The 16,351-nt window shown below is 60.6% G+C and carries 13 protein-coding genes and 1 pseudogene; 11 read left to right on the top strand and 3 right to left on the bottom strand.

The annotated features are described in order from the left end of the window. Nucleotides 1-3: 3 nt before the first annotated feature. Both HNR46_RS00925 and HNR46_RS00920 read right to left on the bottom strand, forming a co-directional pair. Entirely contained in the window at nucleotides 4-1,827 is a 1,824-nt protein-coding gene (locus tag HNR46_RS00925; protein WP_184014899.1) for a family 43 glycosylhydrolase, read from the bottom strand. Nucleotides 1,828-2,443: 616 nt separating this feature from the next. Further along, nucleotides 2,444-3,133 carry a hypothetical protein gene (locus HNR46_RS00920; protein ID WP_184014897.1) on the bottom strand — a complete coding sequence of 230 codons (690 nt, stop codon included), beginning with the start codon at nucleotides 3,131-3,133 and terminating at the stop codon, nucleotides 2,444-2,446. A gap of 649 nt (nucleotides 3,134-3,782) precedes the next feature. Here HNR46_RS00920 and HNR46_RS20585 point away from each other — a divergent pair. Both HNR46_RS20585 and HNR46_RS00905 read left to right on the top strand, forming a co-directional pair. Next, entirely contained in the window at nucleotides 3,783-5,561 is a 1,779-nt protein-coding gene (locus HNR46_RS20585) for an HsdM family class I SAM-dependent methyltransferase (protein ID WP_221284947.1), read from the top strand. Between the two features lie 150 nt (nucleotides 5,562-5,711). Next, on the top strand, nucleotides 5,712-6,398 hold the full coding sequence (locus tag HNR46_RS00905) for an Abi family protein (RefSeq protein WP_184014895.1): 687 nt from the start codon (nucleotides 5,712-5,714) through the stop codon (nucleotides 6,396-6,398). On the opposite strand, the gene HNR46_RS00900 is transcribed toward HNR46_RS00905, so the two are convergent. Beyond that, nucleotides 6,374-6,616 carry a hypothetical protein gene (locus tag HNR46_RS00900; RefSeq protein ID WP_184014893.1) on the bottom strand — a complete coding sequence of 81 codons (243 nt, stop codon included), beginning with the start codon at nucleotides 6,614-6,616 and terminating at the stop codon, nucleotides 6,374-6,376. The two genes, HNR46_RS00905 and HNR46_RS00900, sit on opposite strands and share 25 nt — an antisense overlap. A 211-nt stretch (nucleotides 6,617-6,827) precedes the next feature. On the opposite strand from HNR46_RS00900, the gene HNR46_RS00895 reads away from it, so the two are divergent. From HNR46_RS00895 to HNR46_RS21470, 9 genes and pseudogenes are all read left to right on the top strand, one after another. Next, nucleotides 6,828-8,039 carry a restriction endonuclease subunit S gene (locus tag HNR46_RS00895; RefSeq protein ID WP_184014891.1) on the top strand — a complete coding sequence of 404 codons (1,212 nt, stop codon included), beginning with the start codon at nucleotides 6,828-6,830 and terminating at the stop codon, nucleotides 8,037-8,039. Continuing rightward, entirely contained in the window at nucleotides 8,036-8,992 is a 957-nt protein-coding gene (locus HNR46_RS00890; RefSeq protein ID WP_184014889.1) for a hypothetical protein, read from the top strand. The genes HNR46_RS00895 and HNR46_RS00890 overlap by 4 nt, the downstream gene beginning before the upstream one ends. Further along, a complete protein-coding gene (locus HNR46_RS00885; protein ID WP_184014887.1) occupies nucleotides 8,989-9,309 on the top strand; it encodes a hypothetical protein in 321 nt (106 codons plus the stop codon). Before HNR46_RS00890 ends, HNR46_RS00885 begins: the two co-directional genes overlap by 4 nt. A gap of 20 nt (nucleotides 9,310-9,329) precedes the next feature. After that, nucleotides 9,330-10,187: a macro domain-containing protein gene (locus HNR46_RS00880; RefSeq protein WP_221284946.1), complete on the top strand. Its 858-nt coding sequence runs from the start codon at nucleotides 9,330-9,332 to the stop codon at nucleotides 10,185-10,187. Nucleotide 10,188: 1 nt separating this feature from the next. Further along, nucleotides 10,189-10,740: a TIR domain-containing protein gene (locus HNR46_RS00875; protein WP_184014885.1), complete on the top strand. Its 552-nt coding sequence runs from the start codon at nucleotides 10,189-10,191 to the stop codon at nucleotides 10,738-10,740. A gap of 32 nt (nucleotides 10,741-10,772) precedes the next feature. Further along, complete coding sequence (locus HNR46_RS00870) at nucleotides 10,773-11,084, top strand: type I restriction endonuclease (RefSeq protein ID WP_184014883.1); 312 nt, start codon at nucleotides 10,773-10,775, stop codon at nucleotides 11,082-11,084. Between the two features lie 3 nt (nucleotides 11,085-11,087). After that, nucleotides 11,088-12,497 carry an ATP-binding protein gene (locus tag HNR46_RS00865; RefSeq protein ID WP_184014881.1) on the top strand — a complete coding sequence of 470 codons (1,410 nt, stop codon included), beginning with the start codon at nucleotides 11,088-11,090 and terminating at the stop codon, nucleotides 12,495-12,497. A 96-nt stretch (nucleotides 12,498-12,593) separates the two neighbouring features. After that, nucleotides 12,594-13,937: pseudogene (locus tag HNR46_RS21475) on the top strand (type I restriction endonuclease subunit R); the annotation flags it as partial. Between the two features lie 75 nt (nucleotides 13,938-14,012). Beyond that, a complete protein-coding gene (locus tag HNR46_RS21470; protein WP_425491670.1) occupies nucleotides 14,013-16,301 on the top strand; it encodes an HsdR family type I site-specific deoxyribonuclease in 2,289 nt (762 codons plus the stop codon). The last annotated feature ends 50 nt before the right edge of the window (nucleotides 16,302-16,351 follow it).

The raw sequence follows: 16,351 nt of genomic DNA, 5'->3' as shown, positions 1-16,351 counted from the left end.
AAATTATCGGGTCACCTTGATGTCGAGCGTCACATAGCCGGCATCCTGCCCGGCCGCCTTGCCTTCCACCTTGAAACTGCCGGGCTTCGCGTACTGCTGGGGATCGATCTTTTTCCAATGAATGGGGATCGGCAGCGTGCCCAGCTTCCCGAAGCTCAGCTTCACCGTCTCCGGCAACTTCGGAGCCTGGCCCACCCGCGTCGACAAATGCCCCGCTGGCAACTGATCGGCCGCAAGCGAATCCACCTCCCATTCCGAAACCATCATCGAGTGGAAATACGCCCCCTCCGGTTGACCCTTGAACGTCGCCCGCAGCGACTTCGTCACCACCGGTTCGAAATCCACCGTCAGCCAAGTGTCGGCATCGGTCGGGTACTGCGCTCCTCGGACTTCCTGCCACGCGTCCTTGCTGTCCAGATACTCCAGCTTCCACTCCGCCGGCGGGCGGTGCCAATTCGGGTCCTGATGAAACATGATACCCACACGGTCGATCGGCAGCGGCGTCTCCCAGACATACTGCGCCCAGTCCGACTCCACCTTCGATTCATTTCCGCGATACGTGCTCCACATGTCCGGGGGCAGGCGCACCACCGGAGGACGACCGTCGTGCAAGGCCGCCAAACTCATCGGCGGCTCCTCCGAAAACGATGCCGTCAGCTCCGCCTCGCGCGCCACATTCTTCGTCAACTCCATCACCGGCGGCAGCCCCCAGGTCTGCACCACCGGCAGGATCGTCTTGCCCTTCCACTCCACCTCATCGATCGCCACCGAGCGGCGGAAATGCCCGCCCTTCTTCGCATCCTTCGTGTGATACGTGATCCACCACTTTCCGCCGTGCTCGATGATCGATGGGTGCACCGTCGTCGACGAAGTCCCCCACAAAATCACGTCCTGAAACTTCCACGGCCCGGTCGGCGAAGACGAGGTCGCATAACCGATCGCCGCCTGATAATTCGACGGCGTGAACTTCGATCCCCCGAGCTTCCAATCGTACACACAGTAGTAAGTGCCTTCCCGCCGGAAAATCCAGGGAGCCTCGTAGAACGCATCCAGACCGGACATCACCGAGATCTCCCCATCCATCGCGATCATCGAAGGCTCGAGCTTCACCACCCGCGCCACACCCCAGGAACCCCAGTAAAGATACACCTTCCCGTCGTCATCTGTGAACACATGCGGATCGATCACCTCCTGGCCCACCGTCGCCTCACCGAACACCTCCTTCCAAGTCACCAGCGGCTTGCCGATCGCATCCTTCCACGGCCCCAGCGGCTCGTCGGCCACCGCCACCCCGATCGCCATCCGATTCGCCACATCAGTCGCCTGCGACTCCACTGGCGCATACCAATAGAACTTCCCATCCGCACCCCGCGCCACCTGGCCCGCGTAGGCATTGTTGCCTGTCGCCCAGCGGAACACCTTGGCCGGATCGAGATTGTCCGCATGCAGCGTCCAATCCCCCGAATCCGGATCGTCCGTCACGAAAACTCCGTAGTCATGCATCACGAAGCCGCCGACCTCCTCAGGCGGCTCATCGTGGCCCGCATAAATGTACAGCTTCCCGTCCACCGAGAGCGGTGCGGCATCCGCCGAATAATAACTGCCATCCCCCAAAATCGGATTTCCCTCCGAATGGAACGACTGCGGAGCCGCGGCCAGCGAAGCGACCGTCGCGATCGATGCGATCAGCCCGCCAAGCCCCCTTGCAGGGGCCGATCCACCCAACGCAGCCGTGCGCCATTCGCGTGAAGTGCGGGAACCACTCTCCCCCAACCGGAGAGCGCGTGGAGAGAATGGAAATCGTCGAAAGAGCAAAGGACAGGCCATGGGTTTCATGAGTGCAGACAGGAAGCGGGACAAAAGGCTGGAAACGAAAACATCCCCTCGGCGCGGCGATTCAGGGCAGGGGAACCCTCCCCGCCAAACGGGCTTCCCGCGACCCGCCGGTGAAATCCGGGCAAAGCGCGCTTGAGGCGCTTCGCGGGGCGGCGGGTCGCGGTCAGGGACGTGGGGTATCGTCGGGTGAACATCGAATGCTGGGCCGATTCGGGAAAGTCAGCCCCTTGTAAAGCGGCTCTCGCTGTCCGAGGAAAGCCGTCGTCGCGATTTTGGATTGTCTCACGGGGAGACAATTGTCGCCGAACCCCTCAGGCCACCCGGTCCCATCCCGCCTCCCAGACCCGGTCCTGGAATCGCTTTTTTCCTGCTCCTCGCGGGTCCCCTCGACTCACGGTCCCGGTGCCGTCGTCAAATCGACGACGCGTCCCTTCCCACCCTCACCGCACCCGTCTCACCGACCTGGGGAGATCCGCAAATCGGGAAGATCGGGAAGATCGGGAAGATCGGGAAGATCGGGAGGGAACCCAGGCTCATGCCCGCCCTCCACGACCTTCCTTGCGTGCCGCGCCGCTTCGCCATCGCGGCGCCGCTTCCAGCGTCGCGCTTAACCTCCCACGATCACCGACACCTCGGAACTCCATTGGCCGACCGGGCTGTCGCCCTGATGATAAATCGCCTTGTAAGCCCATCGTGTCGGCGTCGCCGGGAAACTTGCCGTGTCCGTGTATCCCGGCGTCGTGTCGAAAGTCAGCGGACCGAAGCCGGAACCGCGATCGACCAGAATCTCGATCATATCGAGATGCGACCCGTACCCTTGCCATCCCCAGGCGATCTCCACCTTGCCGCCGGCCACCGTCAACTTCAGCACTGGTGCCAGCGTGGCAAGCTCAGGGCCGGTGGTTTGAGAGCCCTCGATGCCGAGCGCCAGCCCGATCGCTTCACTGTAGGCCGGATGAGCCTTGATCCGCCGCACCAGGGCGCGGAAACGTTCCTCGATTCCGGGTCCTACCGCAGGCACCTCCACCGGCAACACCGGGGCCACCGGTGCACCGCTCGTCGGCGTTCCGCCCTGGCGGATCAAGCGCGTCCAGGCAGACGACTGCCGCGAGGCATTCTTGAGCACCTCATCGCGCTCCAGCAGATACGCCAAATAGTCGGCGTCGGCGCCATGTTGCGTCATGTCCGCCTCCGACAGTCCGAGCGTGACGCCATAACTGCCGAGAGCATTTTTGAACGTGAGGAGTTGCGTGGAGAACGAAGGGTTTCCTTGTTCGATATAGTCCGATTTGGCCATAGTCTTGTATTTTGGGTGCTTTCAATTTCCTGCGGAATCCGTCCGCAGAAAGGCTGCAACGACCGTGAGCCAGGGAGAGGGGATGAAGGGTGAAAGGGCAAAACCAGGGGGAGATGAAGAAAACCCGTGCGGTTGCGAGGGCAAACCCGTGCGGTTGCGGGGGCAAACCCGTGCGGCTGCGAGCGCAAACCCGTGCGGTTGCGGGGGCAAACCCGTGCGGTTGCGGGGGCAAACCCGTGCGGTTGCGGGGGCAAACCCGTGCGGCTGCGGGGGCAAACCCGTGCGGTTGCGAGGGCAAACCCGTGCGGCTGCGAGGGCAAACCCGTGCGGTTGCGGGGGCAAACCCGTGCGGCTGCGGGGGCAAACCCATACGGCTGCGAGGACGCAGCCACAGTGCAACCGACTTCACGGGGAGGGAGAGATTCATCTTGGGGGGAGGAGAGAGTGGCTGGTGCATTCCGCGAGAGCCGCTGATCATCAGCAGACAACACCATCGGATGAAGGGCGTCAATCCAAGGATAGGGATGTCACGACATCTTGCCTCTGGAATCCTTCCTGATCTCTCATGCATCTCTCCCAGCGCGCGGGAGAGTGACATCACCCACCTTCTCCTTGTCACCCAAGGCGGAGACTTCCTAACATCCCCCTCGTGCCAGCCCGCAAACGCGCCGCCAAGTCGGCCAAGAAAGACTCCACCGCCCACCTCGGCTTCGAGGCGAAGCTGTGGCTCGCCGCTGACAAGCTCCGCAACAATATGGACGCGGCGGAATACAAGCACGTCGTTCTCGGCCTCATCTTCCTCAAATACATCTCCGACGCTTTTGAGGCGCACCATGCCAAGCTTCTTGCCGGGGAGGGCGATTACGCCGGGGCTGATCCCGAAGATCCGGACGAATACAAAGCGGAGAACATCTTCTGGGTGCCGCAGGAGGCCCGCTGGTCCCATCTCCAGGGCCGCGCCAAGCTGCCCACCATCGGCAAGGACGTGGACGACGCCATGGACGCCATCGAGCGCGACAACCCGCGGCTCAAGGGCGCGCTCAACAAGAACTATGGGCGGGCGGATTTGGATAAGCACCGGTTGGGGGAGCTGATTGATCTGATTGGTTCGATTGAGCTTGGGGTGGCCCGCCCACCCTCACCCCAGCCCTCTCCCAAGGGGAGAGGGAGCAAAGATCCTGCGGAGGAGGAACACCCCTCTACCTCTGGGAGAGGGGCCGGGGGTGAGGGTTTTCAGGAGTCTGACTCACCAGGAAGTGCTCCCAGATCCCACGACTTCGACATCCTCGGAAGGGTCTTCGAGTATTTCCTGACAATGTTCGCCAGCGCCGAGGGCAAGAACGGCGGGCAGTTCTACACCCCCTCCTGCATCGTCCGCCTGCTGGTGGAAATGCTGGCCCCCTACAGGGGCCGCATCTACGACCCCGCCTGCGGCTCCGGCGGCATGTTCGTCCAGTCGGAAAAGTTCGTCGAATCCCACGGCGGTAAGCTCGGGGACATCAGCATCTACGGCCAGGAGAGCAACCCGACCACCCGCCGCCTCGCCATCATGAACCTCGCCCTGCGCGGCATCGAGGCGGACTTCGGCAAGGAACACGCCGACACCTTCCGCGCCGTCCAGCACCCCGACCTCCGCGCCGACTACGTGCTGGCCAACCCGCCCTTCAACGACAGCGACTGGCACCGCAAGGACGACGACGTGCGCTGGCGGTTCGGCGTCCCGCCCAAGGGCAACGCCAACTTCGCCTGGGTCCAGCACTTCATCCACCACCTCGCCCCGCACGGCATGGCCGGCTTCGTCCTCGCCAATGGCAGCATGAGCTCGAACCAGTCCGGCGAGGGCGAGATCCGCAAGGCCATCATCGAGGCCGACCTCGTCGATTGCATGGTCGCCCTGCCCGGCCAGTTGTTCTATTCAACTCAGATTCCGGTGTGTTTGTGGTTCCTCCGGCGCGATAAATCGGGGCGACCACCCTCATCCCCGGCCCTTCTCCCACGGGGAGAAGGGGGTAAAGGCATCGACCGTCGCAGGCAAACTCTGTTCATCGATGCGAGAAAAATGGGCAGCATGGTCAGCCGCGTGAATCGCGAATTGACCGGCGAGGATATCGCCAAGATCGCGGACACATACCACGCCTGGCAGGGGCACCCCTCTACCTTTGGGAGAGGGGCCGGGGGTGAGGGTAATCCCGGCTATGTTGACGTAGCGGGATTTTGCAAATCCGCCACCACCGAGGAAATCGGGAAACACGGCTTCGTCCTCACCCCCGGCCGCTACGTCGGTGCTGAGGCAGCCGAGGACGACGGCGAACCCTTCGAGGAAAAGATGCCGCGCCTCGTCGCGGAGCTGAACGCCCAATTCGCCGAGTCCGCGAAACTGGAAGAGGCGATTAAAGCGAACCTGAACGGTCTCGGCTATGCGCTCTGAATTCGCCCAAAAGAAACCCCGGGGCCTCTCAACCGCAAGCGGTCAAGGAAGGGATCCCGGGGTCAACGGGCAGAATCTCGCCCAACGACGTTCATATGTCAACGCTGCAATCCTGCACTCCTACAGGCTGGCGAGGCGCCTGTTGATTCGATGAATCCCGCGTTCTTCCAGCAAATCGAAAACATCCTCCACACCGAGCGCGTCGACGCGTATCGGCAGGATGGAGCGGATCCGAAGCTCACGCTCGCCCGCTACATGCTGAACATGGCCTTGAGCGAGTCGCTTTATCCGACACTTCAGTTCGCCGAGATTGCACTCCGAAACGCAGTCCACCGGGAACTCGCCGCCCGATGCGGCACCCATGCCTGGTATGACTCGCCGCGGGCACGGCTCACTCTTTGGCAGCAAGACAAAGTGACGGAGGCCAAGGCCACTCTCAGACGAAACCGGAAGCGGCTCACGTCGGGCCGCATCATCGCCGAGCTCACCTTCGGCTTCTGGACGGGGTTCTTCAATAACGCCCACGCCCGCACCGGCATCGGCTCATTTCTTTCCCGAAGTGCGTTTCCCCACGCTCCCGCCGCGGAGCAATACCAATCTCGACTCGACCGCCGCTGGCAGGACATCCGCGACCTCCGCAACCGGGTCTTCCACCACGAACGCATCCTGCACTGGCGGGATCTGGATGTGCGGCATCAGGCGATTCTCGAGATCATCGCGTGGATGTCTCCGGAGTTGCACGATCTTGCAAAACCGCTCGACCGCTTCGTTTCGATTCGAAACGGCGGGTTGAATCCGTGGATCGCTGAACTTCAAAACAACTGGCCCCAACCATGAGCGCGACCGTAATACAGCCGGAAAAGATGCCGCGCCTCGTCACTGAACAGAACGTCCAGCATGTCCGCCGGAGCCTTGGCGCAGGCGGGTTCGTCGAGTCCGCGAAACTGGAGCACCTGTCCGCCGTAGCCTTGGCGAAGGTGGAGGCCATCAAAGCAAACATGAGGGGGATGGGGTATGGCGAGTAGCAATGTCGAGGAGTCCAAATCAATCCACATCCCGGCAGCCTATGGAGAGCCGCCGCACGGTTGGACGTGGGCGCGCCTCGATGAGGTCAGCGAAGGTGTTTTCGATTGCCCCCATTCTACGCCGAAACTCACTGAGAGCGGTCCATATGTCGTCCGAACCCAGGACATTATCACCGGGGTCTTTCGCGCCGAGCAAGCAGCGCGTGTTTCAGACGAGACCTATGCCGAACGGATCGCTCGGGTGACGCCGAGCCGTGGTGATCTGCTCTACAGCCGCGAAGGAACTTACTTCGGGATCGCAGCTGAGGTACCCGAGAACACCCGCGTGTGCCTGGGCCAACGGATGGTTCTCATTCGTCCGAAGCCAGAAGTTCTCGATTTCAGCTTCCTTCGCTACTGGCTGAATTCGTCAATCATGGCCGTTCACATCCATGGTTACCGCGATGGATCAGTGGCTGAGCGGTTAAATTTGCCCACAATCCGCGCTCTCCCTGTGCTTTTGCCGCCGCTGCAGATGCAAAAAACCATCGCGGCGGTGCTGGGGGCGCTGGACGACAAGATCGAGTTGAACCGGCGGATGAACGCGACGCTGGAGGCGATGGCGCGGGCGCTGTTCCAGAGCTGGTTTATTGATTTCGATCCGGTTCGAGCGAACCTGGATCGAAATCAACCCTCACCCCAGCCCTCTCCCACCGGGAGAGGGAGCAAAGACCTCGATCAAGCAAAACTCCCTTCTCCCACTGGGAGAAGGGCTGGGGATGAGGGGTGCTTCGCACTGGACCCCGCCACCGCCGCCCTCTTCCCCGACTCCTTCCAAGACTCCGAACTCGGGCATATTCCGAAGGGGTGGGAAGTTTGTCCTCTTTCCGAGAAGATTGAACTCTTGAGCGGTGGCACACCGAAGACTTCCGAGCCTGACTACTGGGACGGCGACATCCCGTGGTATTCCGTGAAGGACGCTCCTTCCGAAACCGACGTTTGGGTCATTGAGACCGAGAAGCACGTCACCAGGCAGGGGATCGAAAACAGCGCCGCTCAGATTCTGCCGGAAGGAACGACCATCATCAGCGCGCGTGGAACTGTCGGTAAACTTGCTCTCATTGGAACACCGATGGCGATGAACCAGTCCTGCTACGGCGTACGTGGGGCGAAGGGCTGCTCCGACTTTTTCACCTACTTCGTGCTTCAAGATGCGGTAGGGGAACTCCAGCAGCGGACCCATGGAACCGTCTTTGACACGATCACTCGCCAGACCTTCGAAACGCTAAACTGTGCTTTCCCTGCGCCTGAGTTGACTCACGCCTTCGACCGATCTGCAGCACCGCTTCTTTCCCAGATCCGCGCCAACCTCCACCAATCCCGCATCCTCGCCAATCTCCGCGACACGCTGCTTCCGAAGCTGCTCAGTGGGGATTTGAGCGTGCCAAACATAGGGAAGGAGGTCTCGATATGAGGCACCTGCGCAATCTAGGTTCTCAGTTCAGCATCTCGTTGCCGCCCGACGAGGAAGGTTTCATCGGGCGGGAGTGTCCTGTGGCCGAATGTGAGGGATACTTCAAGGTTCAGCCGGGAACCGGGTTAAAAGGCGAGAACCTCCCTTGCCATTGCCCGTATTGCGGGCAGGGCACGGATTCGAACAATTTTCTCACCAAAGCACAGGTCGAATATGCGAAGTCCGTCGTGATGCGCGAGGTTACGGGAGCCCTGCTGAAGGACTTGAAATCCCTGGAGTTCAATCACCGCCCAAAAGGGGCATTCGGGATTGGCATCAGCATGAAGGTAACCGGCAAGCCGTCGGCAATTCGCCACTACCGCGAATCCAGGCTTGAAACTGAAGTAGTGTGCGATAGGTGCACCTTGAGATACACCATCTACGGCGTGTTCGGCTTCTGTCCTGATTGTGGCGTGCACAACTCGTCGCAGATTCTGAACAAGAACCTCGAACTGGTCCGAAAGCTTTTGGAGGTCGCAGAGACGCAGGAATCGCAAGTTGCACAGCACTTGATCGAGAATGCGTTGGAAGATTGCGTTTCGGCCTTCGATGGCTTCGGTCGAGAGACTTGCCGGGCATTCGCAGCGAAGGCGGTCAAGCCTTCCAAGGCTGCTGAGATTCGGTTTCAGAACATAGGGGGCGCTCGCGATAAAGTGCGGGAGCAATTCGGAGTCGATTTTGCCGCAACGGTTCCGCCTGACGAGTGGAAGCAAATCCAGAATGCCTTCCAGAAGCGGCATTTGCTGGCGCATAGGATGGGAGTGATTGATGAGAATTACCTCACGGCAACTGGAGTGGCACCATCCATGTTTGGTCGAAAGGTTTCAATTGATGCCACTGAAGTCCGAGACCTTTCGGCAGCCCTCAAAGTGCTGGGAGGAAAGCTGTTCACGTTATTGGAGGTAAAGAAATGAACGAGCCGGTCGAAATTCAGTCCCGTGATTACTGGTTTAAGGTCATTGAAATGCTCCAACAGAATTGGGCGCTATTTGATCCTGAGCCGGAAGGCGTCGTCGTTTACTTCTTTGGCGACACAGGTGGAGTCTTTGACCAGCTGCGATTCCCCTCGCCGGAGGAGGCGACGCTGGCTTTGCAACGCAACGGGTTTCGACGCTACGCCGATGACGCCAGTGCTTCGGCGTTCTTGCGTTGTCCTGAGCCCCCATTTGTTCGGAGGGATCATCCCAACGGACCGATTTACTCGTCGGGACGTTTTTGGAGAAATGAGTAATCCGATGAATCCCACACAATATGAACGCGATTAAGCGAAGATTCTTCGATCTGTGCCGTGGGCTGCGGCTGCATCCGTGGCGGACTGCGATTAGTTCGTTTGCCGCGTTTAGTGTCCTTTGGACGCTCACTGAAGCCGTTAGCTATTTGGCCGAGACGGACAAGATCAGAGGGGTGTGGGTCCTAGCCGCATTTATCGCTGCCAGTGTTGCCTACGGGTTTTGGCTCGTCTGGAAGCCCACGAAAGTAACAATCAAAATTGCCGACACGAATTCAAAGATCGAGATCAGCTTCGGAGACCTTTTCGCTCAGGAAGGAGTTCGAGCAATTGCGGTCACGGAGTTTTTTGACACGGAGATTGGCGAGCCTGTTTCCGAACGCAGCGTTCACGGGGCGTTCATCAAGAAGTACTTCGGCGGTGGCGTCACCTCGCTTGAAGAACAACTCCAACAGCAATTGGCAGAGGCGGCAGGGACGCAAACTGGAAAGGCCAAGGGGAAATCGGTGAGCTACCCAATAGGGACGTCGGCACTGGTCGCGGTAGGCTCCGACCGCTTCATTCTTTTCGCACTGTCAAAAGCAGACCCAAAAACCTGCAAGGCAGACTCAAGTGTTACGATGATGTGGGTGGCACTGCACGGCCTGTGGAAGCAGGCGAGGATCGTTTGCGGAGGGCATCCGCTAGCCCTGCCGTTGGTCGGTGCAGGGTTGTCGAACATCGGGTTGCCGCCGCGTGACCTCCTAAATCTTCTAATCCTGTCGTTGATTACGGAGACGAAGGAGAAACAGATTACGCAAGTGATTCGGATCGTTCTGGGCATGGATGTCTACGAGGATTTGGATCTTCGAACCGTGAAGAAGCATTGGGAGGAGCGTTGATATGGCCTACAGAAATGGAACCTACGTAGCGTTTCATGCGAATGGAACGAATGTGCCCATCAATTCCGACATCAAGTATTACAATTTGATGAAGGCATGGACGGGAAAGAGCGACGACGACTTTACCATGGTGAATAGCCACGACAAGGCGGCCTCAGTTCGCGATTCCAGCAAGCGAAGCACCTTGATGGCCTCGCTCCAGCTGCGGTTACGAAATTCGAAGAATATGGTCCTGATTGTTGGGGAGACTACGCGCTTTGACACCGACTGGGTTCCGTTTGAGATCCAACAGGCTGTGGATGTTTACAAGATTCCGATTATCGCGGCTTACTCTGTTTGGGAGCGGCGAATTTTGTCTCCTGAATACCTATCCGATTACTGGCCGAAAGCTCTTGCCGACCGGATTGCAAACGGGACTGCAAAGGTGATGCATATACCATTTAAAAAGGCCCCTTTGGCCGATGCCATTGACCAATACACTCACAATAACATGCCGCCGCATGGGCTTTGGTTCTATTCTGAGGCCACCTACAAAATGTGGGGCATCGACTAGCTGATTGGAGCGCGAATCAGAAACCAAGAGCAGTGCCATTTTCCGAATCGACCGTCGAAGAAGCTGCCCTCGAATGGTTCGGGGAGCTGGGCTATGCCATCGGCCACGGGCCGGAGATGGCACCAGGCGAAGCGGCGGCGGAGCGGGAGTCGTTCGCGGTTGTGGTGCTGGAAGTTCGCTTGCGCGAGGCGCTGCGGCGTTTGAACCCGGAGGTTCCGGAAGAGGCGCTGGAGGAAGTCCTGCGCCGGGTGCTGCGGGTGGCGGATGGCACGCTGGTGCGGAAGCCGGTGAACGGAGAGTTTGGTATGGTGGGCTTTTTTCATTTTCCTGAAACTGCTGGCTGACTCATGGCGACGACGATCCAACAGATTGATACCTGGCGCTCGGCTCGTTCCGAGCACCAGCGGCTGGAGTTCAAGGAGGCGAAGACGCAGTTCGACAACCGGAAGCTCTACAAATACTGCGTCGCGCTGGCCAATGAGGGCGGCGGGCACCTGCTGCTGGGAATCGAGGATGAACCTCCGCGCAAGGTCGTTGGCACGGCGGCGTTCAACGACCCGGTGGCGATGGCGGCGAAGATGTTCCAAGCGCTGGGTTTCCGGGTGGAGATCGAGGAGGTGATGCACCCCGACGGGCGGGTGCTGGTTTTCCACATTCCGGGACGTCCGCTTGGCACGGTGTATGATTTCGAGGGCTCCTACCTGATGCGGGCCGGCGAGGAGCTGGTGCCGATGAGCGAGGACCGCCTGCGAGCGATCTTCGCCGAGGGCCAGCCGGACTGGCTGTCGCAGCCCGCGCTGACCGAGTGTGACGACGACAAGGTGGTGCAACTGCTCGACACGCAGAGCTACTTCGACCTGCTGCACCTGCCCTATCCGGTGAACCGGGCGGGGGTGTTGGAAAGGTTCGAAAGCGAGAAGCTGATCCAGCGCGACGGTGGCGGCTGGACGATCACGAATCTCGGCGGCCTGCTTTTCGCGAAGAAACTGGAGCAGTTCGATCGGCTGGCCCGCAAGGCACCGCGGGTGATCGTTTACGAGGGCACGAACAAGCTGAAGACCAAGCTCGATAAGCCGGGAAGCAAGGGCTACGCGGTCGGCTTCCAGGGCTTGGTGGAGTTCATCAACGGACTGGTGCCCTCGAACGAGGTGATCGAGCAGGCGCTACGCAAGGAAGTGAAGATGTTCCCGGAGATCGCCGTGCGCGAGTTGGTGGCGAACGCTCTGATTCATCAGGACTTCACCGAATCGGGAACGTCGGTGATGGTCGAGATCTACGACGACCGGATGGAGATTTCGAATCCGGGCAAACCGTTCATTTCGCCGGACCGGTTCATTGACGAATACCAATCCCGCAACGAACGACTGGCGGATCTGATGCGGCGTCTCGGGGTTTGCGAGGAGAAGGGCAGCGGGGTGGATAAGGTGATCCAAGCGGCCGAGTTTTTCCAGCTTCCCGCCCCGGACTTCCGGGTCGGCGAGAAGAGAACCTCGGTGGTGCTCTTCGGGCATTTGGGAATCGAGGAGATGGATCGGAATGACCGGATCCGCGCCTGCTACCAGCATTGCTGTCTGCGGTATGTGATGAACCAGAAAATGACGAACCAGAGCCTGCGGGAACGCTTCAAGCTTCCCGAGAGCAAGGTGGCCACGGTTTCCCAGATCATCGCCGCCACCGTGGACGCGGATAAGATCAAGGTCGCCGACCCCACGCAAACGTCCACCCGCTACCGGAACTATGTCCCGTTCTGGGCCTGATTTCTTCTTTAAATGCAACCCGCGAACGCAAGCCTCCGGATTCCCAAGGCACTGAAAAACAATGATCCGCTTGTTTAATCGCAAAACCTTCCGTCCGTGAACCTCACCGAATCCACCGTCGAAGAAGCGGCCCTCGAATGGTTGGGGGAACTGGGCTATGCCATCGGCCATGGGCCGGAAATGGCTCCGGGAGAAGCGGCGGAGGAGCGGGAGAATATCGGGGACGTCGTGCTGGAAGGTCGCTTGCGCGAGGCGCTGCGGCGCTTGAACCCGGAGGTGCCGGATGAGGCGCGGGAGGAAGTCCTGCGCAGGGTGCTGCGGGTGGCGGATGGCACGCTGGTCCGGACGAACCGGGCCTTTCACAAGCTGCTGCGCGACGGAGCGGAGGTGAGCTACAAGCGCCCCGACGGCAGCACGAAGCACGACCAAGTCTGGCTGGTGGATTTCTCCCACATACGGGCGAACGATTGGCTGGCGGTGAACCAGTTCACGGTGATCGAGGGTGGAGGCTCCTCTCCCTCTGGGAGAGGCGGGGGTGAGGGTATTGGGGCGCATCGCAGACCCGATATAGTGGTGTTCGTCAACGGGCTGCCGCTGGGATTGATCGAGCTGAAGAGCGCGATCAAGGAGGACGCGACGATTCTTTCCGCCTACAAGCAGCTCCAGACCTACAAGGCAGAGATCCCGACCTTGCTCCGCTACAACGCGGCGCTGGTGGTAAGCGACGGCTTGCAGGCGCGGATGGGATCGCTGACGGCGAGCGAGGAGTGGTTCAAGGTATGGAGGGAAATCGATGCCGATTTCACTCCACCCTCACCCCCAACCCTTCTCCCACTGGGAGAGGGGAGCCGGAGGCGGGGTGAGGGAGCGAAAGCGAAGCTGAGTTTAGAGCTGGAGGTGCTGGTGCGCGGGGTGTTCGAGCGGCGGCGCTTTCTCGACTTGCTGCAGCACTTTGTTGTTTTCGAGGAAGACCCGGACAACGGCGCGGTGCACAAGATCCTGGCGGGCTACCACCAGTTCCACGCGGTGAACGCGGCGGTGGAGGAGACGGTTCGGGCCAGCGGGATGAATGAACCGGACACCAGAACCGGCCTGGGGGATGAGGTGGGATGCTACTGGACGGGATCGATGAAAGGCGGTCGACCGGGCGACCGTCGGGCCGGGGTGGTGTGGCACACGCAGGGCAGTGGCAAGAGTTTCTCCATGCTCTTCTACGCGGCGCGGGTGATCCGGCATCCGGCGATGCGGAACCCGACGCTGGTGGTGCTGACCGACCGCAACGACCTGGACGACCAGCTTTTCGGGCAGTTCCAGAGGTGTGAGGATTTGCTCGGACAGAAGCCTATTCAAGCGGAGGACCGCGGGCACTTACGGGAGCTTTTGAATCGGGCGAGCGGCGGGGTGATTTTTACCACGATCCATAAGTTCGCTCCGCTTGAACCCTCACCCCCGGCCCCTCTCCCAAAGGGCGAGGGGAGGAAACACTATCGCGGCGGCTTTGATTTCGCAGGACTGGTGAAACGCGCCCGTGAGATGCGGGCGGACGCCACGACGGCGGAGGAGTTGCTTTGGTCGCTGGTGAGGGACCGGCAATTGTCGGAAGCCAAGTTCCGTCGTCAGCACCAATTCGGCGAATATATCACCGACTTCTTCTGCAACGAGGCGAAGCTCGTCGTGGAATGCGACGGAGAATCCCACAACACGCCCGAGCGCCAGAAACTCGACCGCCAGCGCGATGCCTACCTGAAGTCACAAGGCCTGACGGTCCTCCGCTTCGAGAATTCCGAGGTTCTTTCCAATCCTGAGCAGGTGCTGCGCAAGATTGCAGAACATCTCCCCTCTACCTCTGGGAGAGGGGCCGGGGGTGAGGGCAATGTTGCGCGAGAGAACCGCATGGAATGCCTGTCGGATCGTCGCAACATTGTAGTCATCGCCGACGAGGCGCACCGCAGCCAATACGGCTTCGGCGGCAAGGTGAACGCCGAGGGGCGGATGACTTACGGCTTCGCCAGCAACCTGCGGGATGCCCTGCCGAACGCCTCGTTCATCGGCTTCACCGGCACGCCGGTCGAGAAGACGGACGCGAATACGCGGGCGGTCTTCGGCGACTACATTTCGATCTACGACATCCAGCGGGCGGTGGCGGACAAGGCGACGGTGCCGATCTATTACGAAAGCCGGATCGCCAAGCTGGCCCTCAATGCCAGCGAGCTGCCGAAGATTGATTCCGAGTTCGATGAGATCACCGAGGGCGAGGAGTTTTCCAAGAAGGAAAAGCTCAAGACCAAGTGGGCCGCGCTGGAGGCGCTGGTGGGCGACCCGAAGCGGATCGGACTCATCGCTGCTGATCTGGTGGCGCATTTCGAGAAGCGGGTGGAGGCGATGGAAGGCAAGGCGATGATCGTCTGCATGAGCCGCCGCATTTGCGTCGATCTTTACGATGCCCTGATCCAGCTGCGACCGGAGTGGGCGGAAGATGCGCTCAAGGTGGTGATGACCGGCAGCGCGGCGGACGGGCCGGAGTGGCAGAAGCACCTGACGACGAAGAAGCAGCGCCGCGATCTGGCGAACCGCTTCAAGAATTCGTCGGATCCGTTCAAGCTGGTGATCGTGCGGGACATGTGGCTGACGGGTTTCGACGCGCCGTGCCTGCACACGATGTATGCGGACAAGCCGATGAGCGGCCACAATCTGATGCAGGCGATCGCGCGAGTGAACCGTGTGTTCAAGGACAAGCCGGGCGGACTGGTGGTGGACTACCTCGGGCTGGCCGATCAACTGAAGCACGCGCTGGCGACCTACACCGAGAGCGGCGGCAAGGGCGATCCGACTTTCGACACCGCGCAGGCCATTGCCGTGATGTTGGAGAAGCATCATGTGGCCTGCGACATGATGCACGGCTTCGACTGGAGCAAGTGGACGACCGGCACGCCGACCGAGCGGCTGAAGCTGATCCCCGCCGGGCAGGAGCACATCCTCGAACAGGAGGACGGCAAGCAGCGCTGGGTGCAGGTGGTGACCGAGCTTTCCCGCGCCTTCGCCCTGTGTGCCGCGAGCGACGAGGCGGTGGCGATCCGCGACGACGTATCGTTTTTCCAAGCGATCCAGGCGGCGCTGAACAAGCAGAGCGGCGAGAACCGCAAGAGCCCGGCACAGATCGACGCGGCGATCCGGCAACTGGTGAGCAAGGCGATCACCACCGAGGGCGAGGTCATCGACGTCTTCACCGCGGCGGGCCTCCAGAAGCCGGACATTTCCATCCTCAGCGACGGCTTCCTCGCCGAGGTTCGCGGGCTGAAGCACAAGAACGTGGCGGCGGAGTTGCTGGAGAAGCTGCTCAAGGACGAGATCAAGGTGCGCTCGAAGCGGAACCTGGTGCAGAGCCAGCTCTTCTCCGACAAGCTGAAGAAGACGCTCAATGCCTACCACAACCGGGCAATCTCCACGCTGGAGGTGATCGAGGAGCTGATCAAGCTGGCGAAGGAGATGGACGCCGCCACCAAGCGCGGCGAGGACCTGGGGCTGACCGACGACGAGGTGGCTTTCTACGACGCCCTCGCCGCGAATGAGAGCGCGGTGCGGGCGCTGGGCGATGACAAGTTGAAGGTGATTGCCGCCGAGCTGATCACGATGGTGCGGAAGAGCGTGACCATCGATTGGACCCTGCGCGAGAGCGCGCGGGCGAAGATCCGGGTGATCGTGAAGCGGATTCTGAACCGATATGGCTACCCGCCGGACCTCCAAGCGGAGGCAGTCAAGACGGTGCTCAAGCAGGCGGAGTTGCTGTGTGCAGAGTGGGCGTGATGGGGGACCAGAGGGAGCTCCCAGATTCGGGCACGGAAGCCTGAGTTGGG

The sequence above is a fragment of the Haloferula luteola genome (genome assembly GCF_014201715.1).
In the GTDB taxonomy this organism is placed as follows: Bacteria; Verrucomicrobiota; Verrucomicrobiia; order Verrucomicrobiales; family Akkermansiaceae; genus Haloferula; species Haloferula luteola.
Note: the sequence above shows the minus strand (reverse complement) of the source record. Positions and strands in the feature narration are given on the sequence as shown.